Origin of the sequence: Dyella japonica A8 (genome assembly GCF_000725385.1) — a bacterium.
Lineage (GTDB): Bacteria > Pseudomonadota > Gammaproteobacteria > Xanthomonadales > Rhodanobacteraceae > Dyella > Dyella japonica_C.
Genome location: NZ_CP008884.1, coordinates 1,439,493 through 1,457,285, shown reverse-complemented (window position 1 = coordinate 1,457,285; position 17,793 = coordinate 1,439,493). Strand labels below are relative to the sequence as shown.

At 65.2% G+C, this 17,793-nt stretch carries 19 protein-coding genes and 1 tRNA gene; 7 read left to right on the top strand and 13 right to left on the bottom strand.

The genetic code is table 11. The features are described from left to right. Genes HY57_RS06035 through ccoN form a run of 7 tightly spaced genes read right to left on the bottom strand, consistent with a single transcriptional unit; the run spans window position 1 to window position 5,509 of the window. The gene (locus HY57_RS06035; protein WP_144240779.1) at window positions 1-486 is read right to left on the bottom strand and encodes a hypothetical protein; all 486 of its coding nucleotides are present in this window, start codon (window positions 484-486) and stop codon (window positions 1-3) included. Beyond that, window positions 483-2,036 carry a 4Fe-4S dicluster domain-containing protein gene (locus HY57_RS06030; RefSeq protein ID WP_019466292.1) on the bottom strand — a complete coding sequence of 518 codons (1,554 nt, stop codon included), beginning with the start codon at window positions 2,034-2,036 and terminating at the stop codon, window positions 483-485. The genes HY57_RS06035 and HY57_RS06030 overlap by 4 nt, the downstream gene beginning before the upstream one ends. Then, entirely contained in the window at window positions 2,033-2,317 is a 285-nt protein-coding gene (locus HY57_RS06025; RefSeq protein ID WP_050997954.1) for a hypothetical protein, read from the bottom strand. The genes HY57_RS06030 and HY57_RS06025 overlap by 4 nt, the downstream gene beginning before the upstream one ends. Before the next feature lie 20 nt (window positions 2,318-2,337). Further along, window positions 2,338-3,273 (bottom strand): cytochrome-c oxidase, cbb3-type subunit III, encoded by a 936-nt coding sequence (gene ccoP, locus HY57_RS06020; protein WP_019466290.1) that lies wholly within the window; start codon window positions 3,271-3,273, stop codon window positions 2,338-2,340. After that, window positions 3,270-3,410, bottom strand: coding sequence for a cbb3-type cytochrome c oxidase subunit 3 (locus tag HY57_RS21140; RefSeq protein WP_019466289.1), 141 nt, complete (start codon window positions 3,408-3,410; stop codon window positions 3,270-3,272). Before HY57_RS21140 ends, ccoP begins: the two co-directional genes overlap by 4 nt. Before the next feature lies 1 nt (window position 3,411). Beyond that, window positions 3,412-4,053 (bottom strand): cytochrome-c oxidase, cbb3-type subunit II, encoded by a 642-nt coding sequence (gene ccoO / locus HY57_RS06015; protein WP_019466288.1) that lies wholly within the window; start codon window positions 4,051-4,053, stop codon window positions 3,412-3,414. Window positions 4,054-4,063: 10 nt separating this feature from the next. Continuing rightward, window positions 4,064-5,509 carry a cytochrome-c oxidase, cbb3-type subunit I gene (gene ccoN / locus HY57_RS06010; protein ID WP_019466287.1) on the bottom strand — a complete coding sequence of 482 codons (1,446 nt, stop codon included), beginning with the start codon at window positions 5,507-5,509 and terminating at the stop codon, window positions 4,064-4,066. A gap of 214 nt (window positions 5,510-5,723) precedes the next feature. Here ccoN and metF point away from each other — a divergent pair, with 214 nt between their 5' ends. From metF to HY57_RS05995, 3 genes are all read left to right on the top strand, one after another. Then, a complete protein-coding gene (metF, locus tag HY57_RS06005; RefSeq protein WP_019466286.1) occupies window positions 5,724-6,551 on the top strand; it encodes a methylenetetrahydrofolate reductase [NAD(P)H] in 828 nt (275 codons plus the stop codon). A gap of 28 nt (window positions 6,552-6,579) precedes the next feature. Next, window positions 6,580-7,155, top strand: coding sequence for a DUF4124 domain-containing protein (locus tag HY57_RS06000; RefSeq protein WP_019466285.1), 576 nt, complete (start codon window positions 6,580-6,582; stop codon window positions 7,153-7,155). 85 nt (window positions 7,156-7,240) lie between these two features. Continuing rightward, the gene (locus HY57_RS05995; protein ID WP_019466284.1) at window positions 7,241-8,158 is read left to right on the top strand and encodes a branched-chain amino acid transaminase; all 918 of its coding nucleotides are present in this window, start codon (window positions 7,241-7,243) and stop codon (window positions 8,156-8,158) included. Window positions 8,159-8,257: 99 nt separating this feature from the next. Here the strand turns inward: HY57_RS05995 and HY57_RS05990 are convergent, their stop codons facing one another. The 6 genes from HY57_RS05990 to HY57_RS05965 all read right to left on the bottom strand — a co-directional run bounded on the left by HY57_RS05990 (window position 8,258) and on the right by HY57_RS05965 (window position 12,604). Next, window positions 8,258-9,541 (bottom strand): sensor histidine kinase, encoded by a 1,284-nt coding sequence (locus HY57_RS05990; protein ID WP_019466283.1) that lies wholly within the window; start codon window positions 9,539-9,541, stop codon window positions 8,258-8,260. Continuing rightward, a complete protein-coding gene (locus HY57_RS05985) occupies window positions 9,525-10,211 on the bottom strand; it encodes a response regulator transcription factor (RefSeq protein WP_019466282.1) in 687 nt (228 codons plus the stop codon). Before HY57_RS05985 ends, HY57_RS05990 begins: the two co-directional genes overlap by 17 nt. A gap of 292 nt (window positions 10,212-10,503) precedes the next feature. Beyond that, on the bottom strand, window positions 10,504-10,986 hold the full coding sequence (locus HY57_RS05980; RefSeq protein ID WP_019466281.1) for a hypothetical protein: 483 nt from the start codon (window positions 10,984-10,986) through the stop codon (window positions 10,504-10,506). Window positions 10,987-11,098: 112 nt separating this feature from the next. After that, complete coding sequence (rimK, locus tag HY57_RS05975; RefSeq protein ID WP_019466280.1) at window positions 11,099-12,022, bottom strand: 30S ribosomal protein S6--L-glutamate ligase; 924 nt, start codon at window positions 12,020-12,022, stop codon at window positions 11,099-11,101. Further along, window positions 12,019-12,474: an ATP-dependent zinc protease family protein gene (locus tag HY57_RS05970; protein WP_019466279.1), complete on the bottom strand. Its 456-nt coding sequence runs from the start codon at window positions 12,472-12,474 to the stop codon at window positions 12,019-12,021. The genes rimK and HY57_RS05970 overlap by 4 nt, the downstream gene beginning before the upstream one ends. Before the next feature lie 56 nt (window positions 12,475-12,530). Continuing rightward, window positions 12,531-12,604, bottom strand: a tRNA-Gly gene (locus tag HY57_RS05965). Window positions 12,605-12,843: 239 nt separating this feature from the next. Between HY57_RS05965 and HY57_RS05960 the strand changes: the two genes are divergently transcribed. The 4 genes from HY57_RS05960 (at window position 12,844) to trmB (ending at window position 17,152) form a co-directional block, all read left to right on the top strand. Beyond that, window positions 12,844-15,264 (top strand): DUF6600 domain-containing protein, encoded by a 2,421-nt coding sequence (locus HY57_RS05960; RefSeq protein WP_019466278.1) that lies wholly within the window; start codon window positions 12,844-12,846, stop codon window positions 15,262-15,264. 98 nt (window positions 15,265-15,362) lie between these two features. Continuing rightward, the gene (gene thiS, locus HY57_RS05955; protein ID WP_019466277.1) at window positions 15,363-15,563 is read left to right on the top strand and encodes a sulfur carrier protein ThiS; all 201 of its coding nucleotides are present in this window, start codon (window positions 15,363-15,365) and stop codon (window positions 15,561-15,563) included. Window positions 15,564-15,622: 59 nt separating this feature from the next. Further along, complete coding sequence (locus HY57_RS05950; RefSeq protein ID WP_019466276.1) at window positions 15,623-16,423, top strand: thiazole synthase; 801 nt, start codon at window positions 15,623-15,625, stop codon at window positions 16,421-16,423. Window positions 16,424-16,426: 3 nt separating this feature from the next. Then, window positions 16,427-17,152: a tRNA (guanosine(46)-N7)-methyltransferase TrmB gene (gene trmB, locus HY57_RS05945; RefSeq protein ID WP_019466275.1), complete on the top strand. Its 726-nt coding sequence runs from the start codon at window positions 16,427-16,429 to the stop codon at window positions 17,150-17,152. Window positions 17,153-17,793 lie beyond the last annotated feature (641 nt).

The window sequence follows — 17,793 nt, the reverse complement described above, 5'->3', positions numbered from 1 at the left end:
TCAGGGCATCAGACGAATGAAGCGTGCCTGTGATGTCCAATGCCCGCTCAGCGCCCAGGTGGCGTTATCCGGGCGCAGTTCAACCACCCAGTCATGGCCGCCGTCCAGCGAACCGACGCCACGCCAACCTAGCTCGCTCGGTGACAACAGGAAGACGCGCCCTGGCCCACCCGCTTCGCTGGGTACCAGCGTCAGCTGCAGCTTGCCGCCACGCGGAAATTCGCCATCCATGGGAATGGCTTCGATCATGTCGCCCTTCAACCGCAGCACGAGCCCCTTGGTGGCGATCTCCGCGGCCGGTGCGCGGTCCTCCGCCGCTACCAGCAGCTTGCCCACCTTGTTGACCCTGCCAACGGTTTCCATGTCTTCGTTGCCGGGATGCACGGCGGCGAACAGCAGGGCAAAGCCAATGACGACCGACGCCAGCGGCAGGCCGACCAGCATCCACACCATGGGTTCGCGCCAGGTACTGCGTGTCTGATTCATGGGACAGGTCCAAAGAAACTGCTTTTGACGGTGACCGATGCGCCGCCGTCGAGATCGCGAATGCGGAAACTCACATCGTGCCGGCCGCTGACTTCCGATGCCGTCATGACGGTGACCGGCACCGACAAGACCTCACCGCTGTCCGCGCTCACGGTTTTTGCGCCACCGCCAAGTTCAAGGCCAGGCACGTCGGCTGAGATAACATCGATCTGGAAACGATGGGTCTCCTGCGCCTTGTTCACCAGCTTGAGCGTGTAGGCATTCTGGATTCCGCCATGGGCCGCCTCGCTGTACATGGCATTGCGGTCGCGCAGCACCTCGGCCATCAGCAGGCTGCGATGGGTCACGCCATAGAGCCAGCCGCCCATCAGCGCAAGCAATAGCGCGCCGTACACAAAGACGCGCGGACGCAGGACCCTGGCCGGCTTGCCATCGATCTGGTTCTGCGTGCTGTAGCGGATCAGGCCCTGGGGATAGCCGACCTTGCCCATCACCTCGTTGCAGGCATCGATGCAGGCACCGCAGGCAATGCATTCGTACTGCAGGCCGTTGCGGATATCGATACCGGTAGGGCAAACCTGCACGCAGATCGTGCAGTCGACGCAATCGCCCAGTTCTTCCAGCGTGAACTTCGGCAAGGGCTCGGCCTCATCACCCATGCCGGCCAGCGCGATGGTTCCACCGGCCTGCGCGCGATGATCGGCGGCCGATGGATGACGACTGGCGCGAAACACGTAGTCGTACGCGGTGACCGTGTCGAGCAGGCCGCGCGCCCGCTCCAGCACGCTCTGAAGACCCCGCTTGCGCGGCCCGCGAGGCTCGCCGCGCATGGGATCATAGGCAATGATCAGCGTATTGCGATCGAACATCGCGCTCTGGAAGCGCGCATACGGACACATGTACTTGCACACCTGCTGACGCAGGAAGCCCGCATTGCCCCAGGTGGCAAACGCATAGAACAGGATCCAGAAGGCCTCCCAGCCGCCCCAGTCGAAGGGCGTGCGGCGCACAAGGTCACCGATGGGGCTGAAATAGCCGACGAAGGTGAACCCCGTCCACAAGGAAAACAGTACCCACACGGTGTGTCGTGCCGTCTTGCGCAGGATCTTCTCGCGCGTCCACGGCCCGGCATCCAGCTTCATGCGCTTGTTGCGGTCACCTTCGAACCAGCGTTCGATCCACAGCGACACTTCCGTCCACACCGTTTGAGGGCACGCATAGCCGCAGAACAGCCGGCCCGCCAGCGCGGTGAAGAAAAACAGGGCCAGCGCCGCAATGATCAGCAGCACCGACAGGAACAGGAAATCCTGTGGCAGGAAGAGCAGCCCGAACACGTGGAACTTGCGCGCGGGCAGATCGAGCAAGACGGCCTGCCTCCCCTGCCACGTCAGCCAGGGCAGCACATAGAACAGGCCCAGCAGCCAGACGACCGCCGCGACCCGCAGGCGGTTGAAGCGGCCCGACACGTCGCGCGGGTAAACCTTGCGCTCGCTGACGTAGTACGAGTCACTCGCGTCGTCGATGACCTGGAGCGGAATGCGGCGACTCATGGGCCCCTGCCGGAACGCGTGGACGACCTGATCTGACGACCGGGGCGCAGGAGGATCCAAGTGAACAGGCTCGACGACGCGGTCGCCAGCCAGATCAGGAAAAAGCCGAGTGTGTAACCGAGTTCCCTGCCCAGCTTCAGCGAGGGAAAGGTGATGTCCCGCAACGCGATGGGATCAATGAAGCTGAAGAACACCACCGTCACCACACCCGCCACGAAGAAGCTTGGCCAGAGCAAGGCTCCCAGGCATTGCGGGATGGGCGTGGACTCGTCGCGGGGCATGACGGTGGCGTTCCTGTGGATCATTCGGCGACGACGGCACCGGCCGGCGGCGCATCCTTGTGGGGCGACAAGGTCCACACATAGGCACCGACCAGACGCGTGCGCGTGTCGCCGAGGATCGGCTTCCATGCCGGCATGACGCCCTGGCGACCCTCGTTCAATGTCTTCTGCAACGACATCTTGCTGCTGCCGTAGAGCCAGTAGTTGTCGGTGAGATCAGGTGCACCAACTACCTGGTTGCCCTTGCCCTGCGGCCCATGACAGGCCACGCACGTGGTCGCGAACAGCTTCTCGCCACGTTCGACTGCTTCATCCTTGGGCTGCGAGGGCCTGGACAGGGACAGGACGTACGCGATGGTGTCGTCGACCGCGCTCGCGCCACCCTCCGCGGTGAGCGTCGGCCGCCAGGCCGGCATGACGGCCTGGCGGCCATCCTGGATGGTTTCCAGGATGCGATGCGGCGTGCCGCCCCAATGCCAGATGTCGTCCGTGAGATCGGGGAAGCCCGTGGCACCGTGACCGGTGGAGCCATGGCAAGCCGCGCATCGGTTGATGAAGATGGTGCGCCCGATTGCCACGGCGGCAGGGTCCTGGGCCAGCATATCGATCGGCTTGCCCGCGTACAGCTTCAGCGTGTCGTCCAGGCGCGCCTGCTCCGCTGCCTCGTCAAGTGCCCATTCTTTCTGCGAACTCCAGTTGCCGAAGCCGCGGAACGTGCCCACGCCGTACCACAGCAGGTAGGCGACGGAGAACACGATGGTGATGTAGAACAGGTTGATCCACCACCGCGGCAGTGGCTTGTTGTATTCGGTGATGTCGCCATCCCACACATGCCCGGTTTCGTCGGGCTTGGGATCGGAGGGGCGGCGGCGGGTATTCCCGCGCAACAGCCACACGCAACCGATCAGGTTGATCACCGCGATGGCGATGACATACCAGGTCCATCCGGAAGTCATGCGATCTCCTCCTTGTCATCGTCCAGCGGCATCTGCGCCGCGGCATCCATGGCCGGCTTCACGCTCGGCCGCCACAGCCAGATGCTTCCGCCCACGAAGAGCACGAGCAGGGCCGCCGTAATCAGTCCTGGCACCATCTCACTCCACTCCTTCGGCGGTCTGCATATCGGCCTGCGAGACGTGGGTACCCAGCCCCTGCAGGTAGGCGATGACGGCGTCGAGCTCGGTCTTGCCTTCGACCGCCTTGGCGGCTCCCTCGATGTCTGCGTCGCTGTAAGGGTCACCAATGCGCTTGAGCGCGCGCATGTGCTGGGCGACTTCCGCGCCATCCAGCTTGTTGCCGGCCAGCCACGGGTACGCCGGCATGTTGGATTCCGGCACGACGTCGCGCGGGTTGTGCAGATGCGCGCGATGCCAGTCGTCGGAGTAGCCGCGCAGGCCAACACGGGCGAGATCGGGACCGGTGCGCTTGCTTCCCCACTGGAACGGGTGGTCGTAGACCGATTCACCGGCAAGCGAGTAATGGCCGTAGCGCTCCGTTTCGAAACGCAGCGTGCGCACCATCTGCGAATGGCAGTTATAGCAACCCTCGCGGACGTACACGTCGCGGCCCGCGAGCTCCAGCGCGGGATAAGGCTTGATGCCGGGCAAAGGCTTGATGGTTTCGGCCTGGAACATCAACGGCACGATTTCGGCGAGGCCACCGAAGGAGACGGCCACGGCGACCAGGATGGCCATGAGGCCGATGTTCTTTTCGAGTTTGGCGTGTGTCTGGCTCATGTCTGTTCCCTCAGGCACGGGCGTCCGCGGCATCGGGCGCGAGCAGTGGTTCTGGCGCGGTGCTCGCGGCGGTCAGGCGGAAGGTCTTGAACACGTTCCAGCCCATCACGAACATGCCGGACAACACGATCAGGCCGCCGCCAAGGCGGAACAGGTAGTACGGCTTGGTGGCGTTGAGCGCTTCGACGAACGAGTAGACCAGCGTGCCGGTTTCCGCATCGGTGGCACGCCACATCAGGCCCTGCGTGACGCCGGCAATCCACATGGCGGCGATGTAGACGACCACGCCGATGGTGTGCAGCCAGAAATGCAGGTCGATCAGCTTGACCGAATACATCTTGGGCAGGTGCAGCAGGCGCGGCAGCATGGCGTAGATCGAGCCGATGGAGATCATCGCCACCCAGCCCAGCGCGCCAGCATGCACATGGCCGATGGTCCAGTCGGTGTAGTGGCTGAGCGAGTTGACCGTCTTGATCGACATCATCGGCCCCTCGAACGTGCTCATCATGTAGAACGAGAGCGAGACGATGAGGAACTTGAGGATGGGATCGGTGCGTAGCTTGTACCAAACGCCCGACAGGGTGAGGATGCCGTTGATTGCACCGCCCCACGACGGCGCCAGCAGCACCAGCGAGAACACCATGCCCAGCGATTGCGCCCAGTCCGGCAACGCCGTGTACTGCAGGTGGTGCGGGCCCGCCCACATGTAGATGGCGATCAATGCCCAGAAGTGCACGATCGACAGGCGGTAAGAGTAGATCGGGCGACCGGCCTGCTTGGGCACGAAGTAATACATCATGCCGAGGAAGGCGGTGGTCAGGAAAAAGCCCACGGCGTTATGGCCGTACCACCACTGCACCATCGCGTCGACAGCGCCGGAGTACACCGAATACGACTTCATCCAGCCGGCGGGAATGGCCAGGTTGTTGACCACGTGCAGCAGCGCGATGGTGATGATGTACGCGCCGTAGAACCAGTTGGCGACGTAGATGTGTTTCACCTTGCGCTTGACGATGGTGCCGAAGAACAGCACGGCGTACGCCACCCATACGATGGTGATGAGCACGTCGATGGGCCATTCCAGTTCGGCGTATTCCTTGCCCTGCGTGTAGCCCAGCGGCAGCGAGATGGCGGCGGCCACGATCACCAGCTGCCAGCCCCAGAACACGAACGAGGCGAGCTTGTCGGAAATCAGCCTTACGTGGCAGGTGCGCTGCACGGTGTAGAGGCTGGTGGCGAACAGCGCGCAACCACCGAAGGCGAAGATCACCGCATTGGTATGCAGCGGACGCAGGCGGCCGTAGCTGAGCCACGGCACATCGAAATTGAGGGCCGGCCAGTACAGCTGGGCGGCGATGAAAACGCCCACCAGCATGCCGACCACGCCCCAGACCACGGTCATCACGGAGAACTGCCGTATGACCTTGTCGTTGTAACTCCCCTCGACGCCCACCATGAGGCCCACTCCTAGGCAAAAACTGAACGGCGAGAAGTCTGGGGGGCGGCCAGGGTCCAGCAATTGATCTGGATCAACGACACGCCCCGGTAGCGGTGACGCGGTTTGTCGCAGGCCGCGCACCCCGTGTTTCGGGGCTCTGATGAATAAATATCTCTCTATCGCGAAAAAGAGATATATACTCCCGACAGCCACTTCCACAGGGATCGCCTCGATGTCGTCCATCAGCTTTGAGTTCTTCCCGCCCAAGACCGATGAGCAGCGCGCCCAGCTCGACCAGACCGCCACGCTGCTCAAGCCGCATGCCCCTGAATATGTCTCCGTGACCTTTGGCGCGGGCGGGTCGACGCTGAGCTATACCGGCGAAACGGTGCATCGCCTGCACACCCGGCATGGGCTGCCGGTCGCGCCGCATCTTTCCTGCGTCGGCGGCACGCGCGCCGAACTGGCGGCACTGCTGGACGACTACCGCGCCGCCGGCTATCGCCGCATCGTTGCGCTGCGCGGGGACCTGCCCTCCGGCATGGCCTCCCCCGGCGACTTCCGCTATGCCTCGGAGCTGGTCCGCTTCATCCGCGAACACACGGGTGACCACTTCCACATCGAAGTGGCGGCGTATCCGGAAACCCATCCGCAGGCCGATGACGCGCTCGCCGACCTGCGGCACTTCAAGGCCAAGGTGGATGCGGGCGCGAACGGCGCGATCACGCAGTACTTCTTCAACGCGGATGCATATTTCCGCTTTGTCGACGACGCACGGCGGCTGGGCGTGAACGTGCCGATCGTGCCCGGCATCATGCCGATCGCGAACTTCTCCCAGCTCAAGCGGTTCTCTGACATGTGCGGCGCGGAAATTCCCCGCTGGATCGTCAAGCGCATGCAGGCGCACGGCGACGATGCGGCATCGATCCGCGAACTGGGCGCCGATGTCGTGGCACAGCTGTGCCGGCGACTGCTCGATGGCGGCGCACCGGGCCTGCACTTCTATACCCTGAACCGCGCTCGCCCCACGCGCGCGATTCTGGACCGGCTGCACGGATAACCCACGGCGCCGGGCGTAAGCTCGCTGGATGATGCGAGCCTGTCTGGTGCTGTTGTTGTTCCTGCTTCCGTTGTGCGTGATGGCGCAGGGTGGCATTCATCGCTGCATCGGCGCGGATGGCAACCCGTTGTTCACCGACCAGCCCTGCGCCGCGCTGCAGGCAACGCCCGTCAATCCACCACCGGCGCCCACATCGGCGCCGCCGGGCTTGTCGAACGCGGCCCCCGTCGCCCCGCCGGCGATCACCTGCGCCACCTCGGTCGATCAATTGCGCCAGAGCATGGTCGATGCCTTTGCCGCGCGTGACCCGAACCGGCTGGCGGGGCTGATGATCTGGAATGGTGTCGGCCGCGACGCGGTCGTGGCCGACATCCGCTCGCTGGGAGCGCTGATGCAACGGCCCTTGCTGGACGTCAATGCACCGGGTGACGACAGCGTGCCGCCCTCGGGTGCTGGCGAGGACGCCCCGCTCAGGCAGGGCGGCGGGGATCCGGACCGGCTGATCGTGCATACGGCCGCGAACGATGGCTCTGGCACGCCGCACGAAAGCCGCTTCACCATCGTGCATCGCTCGGGCTGCCTCTGGCTGCGCGCCTCGGGCTGAACCCAAGGGCTTTGGTGCTGCGCAAAATCGCGGGGGTGGGCGCGCGCGGTATCATGGCGTGATTTTTTCCCCCGGAGATCCCCCCATGGCGCAGCAGTACCCCGACTGGATCTGGCAGAACGGCACCATCAAGCCCTGGCAGGACGCCACCGTCCACGTGATGGCGCACGCCCTGCATTACGGCTCCTCGGTATTCGAAGGCATCCGCAGTTATGCAACGCCGGATGGCGCGGCGATCTTTCGCCTGACCGATCACCTCAAGCGCCTGTACCAGTCCGCCAAGATCTACGACATGGTCCTGCCATACTCGCAGGACGAGCTGGCCGCCGCCTGCCGCGAGGTGGTTCGCAAGAACGGCTTGTCCGCCGCCTACCTGCGCCCGGTCGCCTATCGTGGCCTGGGCGGTTTCGGCCTCTCCGCCGAAACGCCGATCGACGTGGCGGTCGCCTCGTGGGCCATGGGCCCCTACCTCGGCCCTGAGGCGCTGGAAACGGGCATCGAGGCCTGCGTATCGAGCTGGCAGCGCTTTGCGCCCAACACCATTCCGGCCGGTGCCAAGGCGGGCGGCAACTATCTTTCCGGTCAGCTGATCGCGCGCGAGGCGCGTCGCCTGGGCTTCGGCGAAGGCATTGCCATGGCCTCCACCGGCCTGCTCAGCGAAGGCGCGGGCGAGAACCTGTTCCTGGTGTTCGATGGCGTGCTGCACACCACCCCGGCCAGTGCCTCCATCCTTACCGGCATCACGCGCGACACGCTGAAGACGCTGGCCCACGAGGATGGCATCGAGGTGGTCGAGCGCGATATTCCGCGCGAATACCTCTACCTGTGCGACGAACTGCTGATGTGCGGCACGGCGGCGGAAATCACCCCGATCCGCTCGGTGGACGGCAAGCAGATCGGCAACGGCAAGGCCGGCCGCGTGACGCGTCGCCTGCAGGAGCTGTTCTTCGGCCTGTTCAACGGCAAGACCAATGACCAGTGGGGTTGGCTGGAACCGCTCTAAGCGACAAGGAAATCGCGTTCTTGCCCGTCATTCCCGCGAACCCCGAAAAGGGGTTCGCGGGAATGACGGCAAGAGCATGGCGGACCAGGGGGCCGCGGCTTACTGAAACGCGATGCTCGCGATGGCGCCGTTGGTATTCGTGCGTGGACGCATCGACACATCCCAGCCGTAGAGGTCGCACAGGCGACGCACGATGGCGAGGCCCAGGCCCGCGCCGCTGCCGCCCGCGCCTTCGCCGCGCACGCCACGCTGGAACAGGCGCTCGGCATCCTCGGGCTTGATGCCCGGGCCGGTATCGATCACTTCGATGCGACCCGCGCTCACCTCGACGGTGACGCGGCCTTCGAGGGTGTACTTGATGGCGTTGCCGATCAGGTTGGTCAGCGCCACGGCCAGCACGGATGCAGGCGCATTCACGCTCACCGGCTGCCTGACGATCAGTTCCACTTCCAGCGGCTTGTCGCGCATCTGCGGACGCTGGCTTTCGATGACGTCCGACGCCACCTTGGCCACTTCCGTGGTTTCGCCACGCGTGGGGCCGCGGCGTTCGGCGCGGGAGAGCAGCAGCAGGGCCTCGATCAGTTCCGTGGCCTGGCGCGACGAACGCTCGATGCGCTTGAGGCGCTCGCGCAGCTTGTCGGTGAGGTCCGGTGAGCCCTGCAGAAGCTCGGTCGTACTGGAGATGACCGCCAGCGGCGTGCGCAGTTCATGGCTCACGTCGGAGTTGAACTCACGGTCGCGCTCCACCATCGCGGTAAGGCGTTGCGAGTACTCGTCCAAGGCCAGCGCCAGCTCGCCGACCTCGTCGTCGGCGAAATGAGGCGCGAGTGGTTCTGCCTTGCCGGCCTTGCGGAAATCTCTGAGGCGGCGCGCCAACTCGCTCACGGGCTTTAGCACCTTGCGTGACAACCAAAAGCCCAGCACAAGCGACAAAAGACCGAAGACGAACACTGCACCAATGACGCTAAAAAGCAGTTGCTGCTTGCCCAGCTCATCCCGGGACACATCAAACTGCATAAACGTGATAACGCCATCTTTGCGGCGCACCGCAAGCTTGTAATGGTGCATCCGGCCGTCGGGGCCTGGCTCAAAAACGTCGTGAACGCCCGTATCCAGCCCCTGCCAGGTCAGAGGGGCTTTGTAGATCGTACGATCGCTCCACGAGAACGCCTTCACGATATCGAAAGAAGGCGCGCGATCAGAGTGTTCGAGCACCTGTTGATTAAGGTGATCGACCTCTTCCTGAAGGCTGGTCGTAATGAGCTGGTTTTCGACCCTGGTACGGATATTCAGCGCCGCAAATGCAAACAACGCGCTGAGGCCGAAGCCGAACAGCGCGAAGGAGACGACCAGGCGGAACCTGAGCTTACGCCTGGACTGCATCCGGCTCGACCATCCTGTAACCGATGCCGTGACGCGTATGGATCAACGGCTTCTCGAACGGCTTGTCGATCGCCGCACGCAGACCGTGGATGTGCACACGCAGCGAATCGCTGTCGGGCAGTTCCTCGCCCCACACGCGCTGTTCCAGGTCCTGTCGCGTCACCACGGACGGGCTGGCCTCCATGAGTGCCTGCAGCAGCTTGAGGCCGATCGGGTTGAGCTGGATCGACTTGCCTTCGCGGGTCACCGTGAGCGTGTCGAGGTTGTAGGTGAGGTCGCCCACCTTGAGCACGCGGCTCTGCGGACCCTTGCCGCGACGGGCCAGCACTTCCAGGCGCGCCGCCAGCTCCTGCAGGGCGAACGGCTTGGTCATGTAGTCATCGGCACCCGACTCGAAGCCGGTCAGCTTCTGCTCCAGCGCGTCGCGCGCGGTAAGCATGAGGATGGGCGTCTGCTTGTGCGCTTCGTGGCGCAACTTGCGGGCGACGTCCAGGCCGTCCATGCCGGGCAGGGTCAGGTCGAGCACAATGACGTCGAAATCATGCACCACGGCCAGATGCAGGCCGGTGACGCCGTCGCCGGCGAAATCGACCACATGGCCGCGGTCTTCCAGATAATCGCCGATGTTGGTGGCGATATCGCTGTTGTCTTCGATCACCAGTACGCGCATGCGTCCTCCATACGCAGCCAGCCTCAGGGCCGGCCGGGGCAGCAAGCTTAACAAGCTTGCGTAACGGAAAGGGGCCCTGGCGGGCGGCAAAGCTGAACAAGGGCGAAAATCGGGCAAGAAAAAAGCCCAGGCGGATCGACACATGGTCGCTCGCCTGGGCCCAAGCTACTGCCCCGATACCGAAATCTGCTGTCGCCAGACCTTGCGGAAAGTGCCGAGCAAATTGCAGTGGGGCCTTTATAGGTGCCGCGCGGTTACACGGCAGTTAACCGGTACTCACGCCGGCGTTAACTCAATGGCCGCCCTTCAGCTGGGTGCGCTGGCTCTGGTCCTGCATGAAACGCTGCGCGGAACCATTTTCCTGGTCGATCTGGCGCTGCGTGCGGCACACCGTCTTGGGAATATTGGAGCCCATCGGCTTGACCTGCTCACAGACCTCGCGATCCGCGTCATGGCGCGTCAGGATCGCGTTGACCTCGGACTGGTTGTTGTAAAGCTCGACCTTGGTTGACTGGTCCATCGCGTCGACCGTGCCGAACTTGTCGTACAGCGACGACATGTTGCTGAGGTCGCGATTGACCGTGGCCTGATCGTCCTTGTCGACGTTTTCGAACCGCCCGCCGGGGCCCATCTGCTGGCGAACGTGATCGGCTACCGCGGCAAACTCGTCCTTGGTATTGGCCTTCACATCAGGCTTGGTTTCCTTCGCCTGGACCGTCGCCACCTGCAACACCATCATCGCCACCGCAACCGGCAGCCACAGCTTGCGCTTCATGCTCGTCCTCCACCCTGCCGCATCCCCCCTCGGGACGCGCCCTGCAGGAACCAAGGATGGTAGGCCCGCCTGACGGGGTGGTCAAAGTGCCAGTCGGCGTAGGGCCGTCCGGTTATTCGACGCGCTGGAGGCGCCGCCGGGGGCGGGACGGGACCTGGCCAGCCTGGGCTTCGGATTCAAGAAGCTGAATGATGGCGCCGGCCACGTCCACGCCGGTGGCGGCCTCGATGCCCTCCAGGCCCGGCGAGGCATTCACCTCCAGGATCAGCGGGCCCCGCTTGGAACGGAGCATGTCGACGCCGGCCACGCCCAGCCCCAGCGCTGCCGCAGCCCGTACCGCGATGCGACGCTCCTCCGCGCTGAGCGTCGCCGCCATGGCGCTGCCGCCACGGTGCAGGTTGGCGCGGAACTCGCCCGGACTGGCTTCGCGCTGCATCGCCGCCACTACTTTCTTGCCCACCACGAAGCAGCGCAGGTCGGTGCCCTTGGCCTCGGCGATGAACTCCTGCACGAGGAAGTTGGCGTAGAGGCCGCGGAAGGCCTCGATGACGCTCTGCGAGGCGCTGCGCTTTTCCGCCAGCACCACGCCGGTGCCCTGGCTGCCTTCGTTGAGCTTGATGACGTGCGGCGGCTCGCCCAGCATGGCGAGCACGTCGGACGTGTCGTCCGGGTTGTCGCCAAACACCGTCGCCGGCATGTCCAGGCCCTTGGCGGCCAGGATCTGCAGCGAGCGCAGCTTGTCACGCGCACTGAGCACGGCGTCGGACGAATTGGGCGTGTAGATCCCCATCATCTCGAGCTGGCGGAGCACGGCCGTGCCATAGAACGTGCTGGTGACGCCAATGCGCGGAATCACCGCGTCGATGCCCTTGACCGGCTTGCCCTTGAAACGGATCGACATGTTGCCCGGCGCGATGCGCACGTAGCAGCGCAACGGATCGAGCACCCGCACCACATGCCCGCGTTCGCGCGCGACATCGACCAGGCGCTGCGTCGAGTAAAGGCGGGTGTTGCGCGAAAGAATGGCGATCTTCATGAAATACCCGTCGTGCCCGCCCTGATCGGCCGGGACTGTGAATAGGAAAGCGCGGGATCCACCAGGAACCGCCCGTGCAGCGCGCTGCGCCCGAGCAACATGGGGAACAGCATATGGCGCCTGTCGGTCAGATTGATGTCCACGGCAAAACGTTCCCCTGCCAGGACAACGTCGGTACGTATGAACCAGCGCATGGTGCGCCGCCCGCCCGTGTCGGTGACGGCGCGACGATCCAGGGCAACCGTTTCGCAGGTGACGGCCACCCGATGGCGCCCGCCCACGGTGACGGAAAAGCGCAGCCATGTATCGCCCGCGCGCTCGAAGCTTTCCAGCGTATCGACATGCAGCGAACTGCTGCGCGCGCCGGTATCAAGCTTGGCTTTGAGCAAGGGAATGCCGAGCATCGGCAATGCCAGGCGCTCCCGCCAGCCGAGGGTAATCACATCCGCCATGATCAGCGCGCGCCGCAGGGTCTACGTGTAGGGGCTCGGAGGGGCCGGGAGCAAAATGGAGCGGGTGAAGGGAATCGAACCCTCGTCAGTAGCTTGGGAAGCTACAGCTCTACCATTGAGCTACACCCGCAAGGCCGGGCGATGGTAACCCGCCTCCGCGGGACTTGGGAACAGGCTCTTAGCCGAAACACGGCGTGAACCGGAGATGGCGGCCGGCTGAACCATTTCCCGGGCCGATGGCGCCGGTCCTTGCGGCGAACGGAGCGTACATCCGCATAATGCACTCGACGACGGCCGCTACCTAAGTGTTTTTGCGGACGACGGGAGAAACATTCCGCGATGACGTCGCGTCCAGCTCCGGAGAACCCGATGCGTGTGCTTCCTGCTTCCTTGATGTCGCCGCGCGGCTGGCGATGGATGGCGGCGGCTTTGTTGATCTGCGCCAGCGGATGGCTGCAGGCGCAAGACCAGATGCCCCCGGACGATGGCAGCGGCGCTGGTGACCCGCCCGCGCGCATCGCGCGGCTTTCGTACCGAGAGGGCGACGTCGGCCTGCTCCCGTCGGGCGAAAAGGACTGGGGCGACGCCAGCCTCAACCGGCCGCTGACCACCGGCGACCGCCTCTCCACCGGCCAGAGCGGCCGCGCCGAGCTGCAATTGGACAGCGGCACGCTGCGCATCGCCGACGACTCCAATTTCGGCTTCCTGACCCTCAACGACCAGCTCACCCAGGTCGAGCTCACCCAGGGCACGGTCAATCTGACCGTGAACAACCTGGGCGAGGGGCAAAGCTACGAGATCGATACGCCCACCGTGGCGTTGGTGGTCAACCAGCCGGGCACCTACCGGGTGGATATCAGCGAGGACGGCAAGTCCACCCGCGTCACCGATTTCGATGGCCGCGCCGCGGTCTACGGCGAAGGCGGCGCGCAACGCACGGTCGCCGCGGGACGCTCGTACGAGTTCGCCGATTCCTCGCTCAACGAGGTGACCGTCAACGACATCGACGGCGGCGACGATTTCGACGCCTGGTGCAACAGCCGCAACCAGCGCTACGCCGCCCGGCCCGTCGAGCAGCAGTACGTGTCGCCGGACGTGGTGGGCGCGCAGGACCTGAACCAGTACGGCAACTGGCAGTCCGACCCGGATTACGGCCAGGTCTGGTACCCGTCGAACGTGGCGGCGGACTGGTCCCCGTACAGCGATGGCCACTGGTCCTACGTCGCACCGTGGGGCTGGACGTGGGTCGACACGGCACCCTGGGGTTTCGCGCCGTATCACTACGGCCGCTGGGCGCATGTCCGCGAGCGCTGGTGCTGGGTGCCAGGCCCCATCGGCGTGCGTCCGGTCTATGCGCCGGCGCTGGTCGCCTTCGTGGGCGGCGTGGGCTTCAGCGCCTCGGTGGGTATAGGCGGCAGGCCGGTGGGCTGGTTCCCGCTGGGCCCGGGCGAGGTCTACAACCCGTGGTACCGCGCCAGCCGCAACTACTACACCAACGTCAACGTCACCAACATCTACGTGCGCAACGTCAACCGCACGGTGGTGATCAACAACATCAACAACAACTACAACTACTTCCGCGAAGGCCGCGGCATGCCCAACGAGCGCTACGTGAACCGCGATGTGCCGCGCGCGTTCAGGGCCATGTCCAGCCAGGACTTCGTCGCGGCCCGCAACGCACGACAGCACATGGCGGCGGTGGACCCGCGCCAGTTCGCCAACGCGCCGGTCACGCCCCGTGGCGTCAGCGGCATCGCGCCGGTGCGGGCCAGCTTCGTGCCGCCTCGCGCCGCCAACGCCCGCCCGCTTCCCGCCGCGGGTTTCCAGCGCGACGTGGTGGCCCGTACGCCGCCTGCCGCGAACTTCGCCGGCCGCCCCGCCAACATCGCTGGCGCACCGCGCATGGCGCCCGCTCCCGGCAACGCCGGCAACGTGCGCCTGCTGAATGGCCAAGGTCCGGGCATGCGCACGAATGTCCCCAACCGCCAGCCCGCCTTCTCCCAGGAGCAGAACGGACCAGGCCGCAACGGCATGCCCACGCCCGCCCAGGGCCCGGCCAACCGCCCCGCCCCGCGCATGGACAACGAAGCCACCCAGATGCGGCCAGGTGAACTGCCGTCGGCCCGCTTCGCCCGCCCGAATCCGGGCAATCCGCAGCCGCCGGTCCAGCGCGGCGAGGCCAACCAGGCACGGCCGGGCGTGAGCTACATCCCGAACGCCACCGAGGACCGCCAGCGCACCCAGCCGCCGCAGGGCACGCTGCCCAACGTCCAGCGCATTGAACAGGCGCCGCGCCAGCCGACGAACCAGGACAACGCGGAGCGCTTTCAGCGCGACAACGCCATGCAGCGCCAGGCTGCGCAACAACAGCAGGACATGCAGCAGCGCCAGGCCATGCAGCAACAGGAAACACAGCAACGCCAGATGCAGCAGCAACAAATGCAACAGCGCCAGGCTGCGCAGCAGCAGGAAGCGCAGCAGCGCCAGATGCAACAGCAACAAATGCAACAGCGCGAGGAGGCACAGCGCCAGGCCGCGCAGGAGCAAATTCAGCAACGGCAGGAGATGCAACAGCGTCAGGCCATGCAACAGCAACAGGAAATGCAGCAGCGCCAGGAGATGCAGCAACGCCAGGCCATGCAGCAACAGCAGGAAATGCAGCAGCGCCAGATGCAACAGCAGCAGCAACGGAGCTACCAGCCGCCCCAGCCCCAGCCGCGCCCACAGCCGCAGCAGGGCCACGAGGAGCGCAAGCCGCCGCCGCCGCGCAAGGACGACCAGCACAACTGAGGCCCCGCAAGGCCTCACCGCCCGAAAGGCCCGGCTCTGCCGGGCCTTTTTCTTGCCTGGGGACCGGCATCGGGCCCAGCAGCCGCTACAATGGCCGGATGCACATCACGCTCAATGGCAGTCCGCGCGACTGCGCCCCCGCCACGACCGTCGCCCAGCTGCTCGAGGAGGCCGGTTACGGCCAGCGTCGCGTCGCCGTGGAAGTGAACCACGAGATCGTCCCGCGCAGCCTGCACGCCAGCCATCCGCTGGCCGACGGCGACCGCGTGGAAATCGTCCATGCCATCGGCGGCGGCTGATCGCCCCGGTATCCGCGTTCATGCGATGCCCCGGCGTCGCGCCGACTGAAGACTTCACGATGAACATCAAGACGCTCGACTCCTCCGACCCCCTGATCATCGCCGGCAAGAGCTACGGCTCGCGCCTGCTCACCGGCACGGGCAAGTACAAGGATTTCGACGAGACCCGCCGCGCCAGCCAGGCTGCCGGCGCCGAGATCGTCACGGTGGCGATCCGTCGCGTGAACATCGGCCAGGACGCCGGCCAGCCCAACCTGCTGGACGCGCTGCCCCCGGAAGAATTCACCCTGCTGCCCAACACCGCCGGCTGCTACAACGCGGTCGATGCCGTACGCACCTGCAAGCTCGCCCGCGAACTGCTGGACGGCCACAAGCTGGTGAAGCTGGAAGTGCTGGGCGACCAGCGCACGCTGTTCCCGGATGTGGTGGAAACGCTCAAGGCCGCTGAAACGCTGGTGGCCGATGGTTTCGACGTGATGGTCTACACCAGCGACGACCCGATCCTGGCCAAGCGCCTGGAAGACATCGGCTGCGTGGCGGTGATGCCGCTGGCCGCGCCAATCGGTTCAGGCCTGGGCATCCAGAACCGCTACAACCTGCTCGAGATCATCGAGAACGCCAAGGTGCCGATCATCGTCGATGCCGGCGTGGGTACAGCCTCCGATGCCGCCATCGCCATGGAGCTGGGCTGCGACGGCGTGCTGATGAATACCGCCATCGCCGGCGCCAAGGATCCGGTGCTGATGGCCCACGCCATGAAGCTCGCCATCCAGGCCGGCCGCGCCGCCTTCAAGGCCGGCCGCATCCCGCGCAAGCGTTTCGCTTCGGCCTCCAGCCCGATCGACGGCACCATCGGTTGATCCATGACTGACCAGCACGACCACGACGGCGAACACGACGACGCCGAGCATCCGCACTTCATGCGCCGCATCCGCAGCTTCGTGCTGCGCGAGGGCCGCATGACGCCGGCCCAGCAGCGTGCCTTCGACGAACACTGGGCCCGTTTCGGCATCGACTACACCGCCACGCCGCAGGACTACGCCGCACGCTTCGGCCGCAACGCGCCGCTGGTGCTGGAAATCGGCTTTGGCAACGGCGAGGCGCTGGCATGGGCCAGCGAGAACGACCTCGGCCGCGACTTCCTCGGCGTTGAGGTGCATGGCCCCGGCGTAGGCCGCCTGATGAACGCCCTGGCGGCGCGCGCCGCCACCAACGTGCGCCTGTACAAGCACGACGCCGTGGAAGTGCTGGAAAACGAGATCCCACCCGGCACGCTGGCCGAGGCGCGCATCTGGTTCCCGGACCCGTGGCACAAGAAGCGCCACAACAAGCGTCGCATCATCCAGCCCGGGTTCGTCGCCCTGCTCGCTTCGCGCATGGCTCCGAACGGTTTGTTGCACCTGGCGACGGACTGGCAACCGTATGCCGAGCACATGCTCGAAGTGATGGAAGCGGCGCCGGATTGGCGCAACGACATCGGGCCGGGCCAGTATGCCGAGAAGCCTGCGTGGCGCATCGAGACGCACTTTGAGCGTCGCGGGCTGAAGTTGGGGCACGGGGTGTGGGATCTGCTCTATCGCAAGGTGTGAGCTAGCGGCCCCACATTGGGTTTGACCGTGTCGTTTGAGACTTCCTGTTGTCTCTGGCGGTGAACCGCAGGCGAGTACGGCGTGCAGGGAACGCCCCCGTTTGCGCCCCCTCTCACCGCCAAGGAGCGGGCCAGGGCTAGAGTGAGAGCGGGACAACCTAGCCTCACGATTTCATAGATGCCGTCATCCCTGCGAAAGCAGGGATCCAGTGTCTTTGCTCTACGAGCTTGGTCCCACGCTGCCGTGATCTCGCGATCTGGCCGCCTGTGACGCGGGATCACTGCGCCCGAAGGTCAAAGGCCAAGTCACTGGATCCCTGCCTTCGCAGGGATGACGGCTAAAGAATGAAATGGTGGAGCGAGCACCCGCCCCTCACCCCAGCCCTGCCCCATAGGAGAGGGGCTCAGAGCGGTGGCGATCCAGGGCCGCTCCCACGCATGCACCAAAGAGCAGAGAGAGAAAACACGCACCGCCGCGCAGCCACTCAGGTTGAATCCAAATCAACGACCAGGAACACCATCACGCGCCGTTTGCAGGCTAGGTTCACCAGCCCGCGTCCCCGCACGCTTATACTCACTCCTCAAACAGGGACGAGTCGTCGCAGCGTGAAGCTCCCACTGCCCACATCCAATCGTCATCAC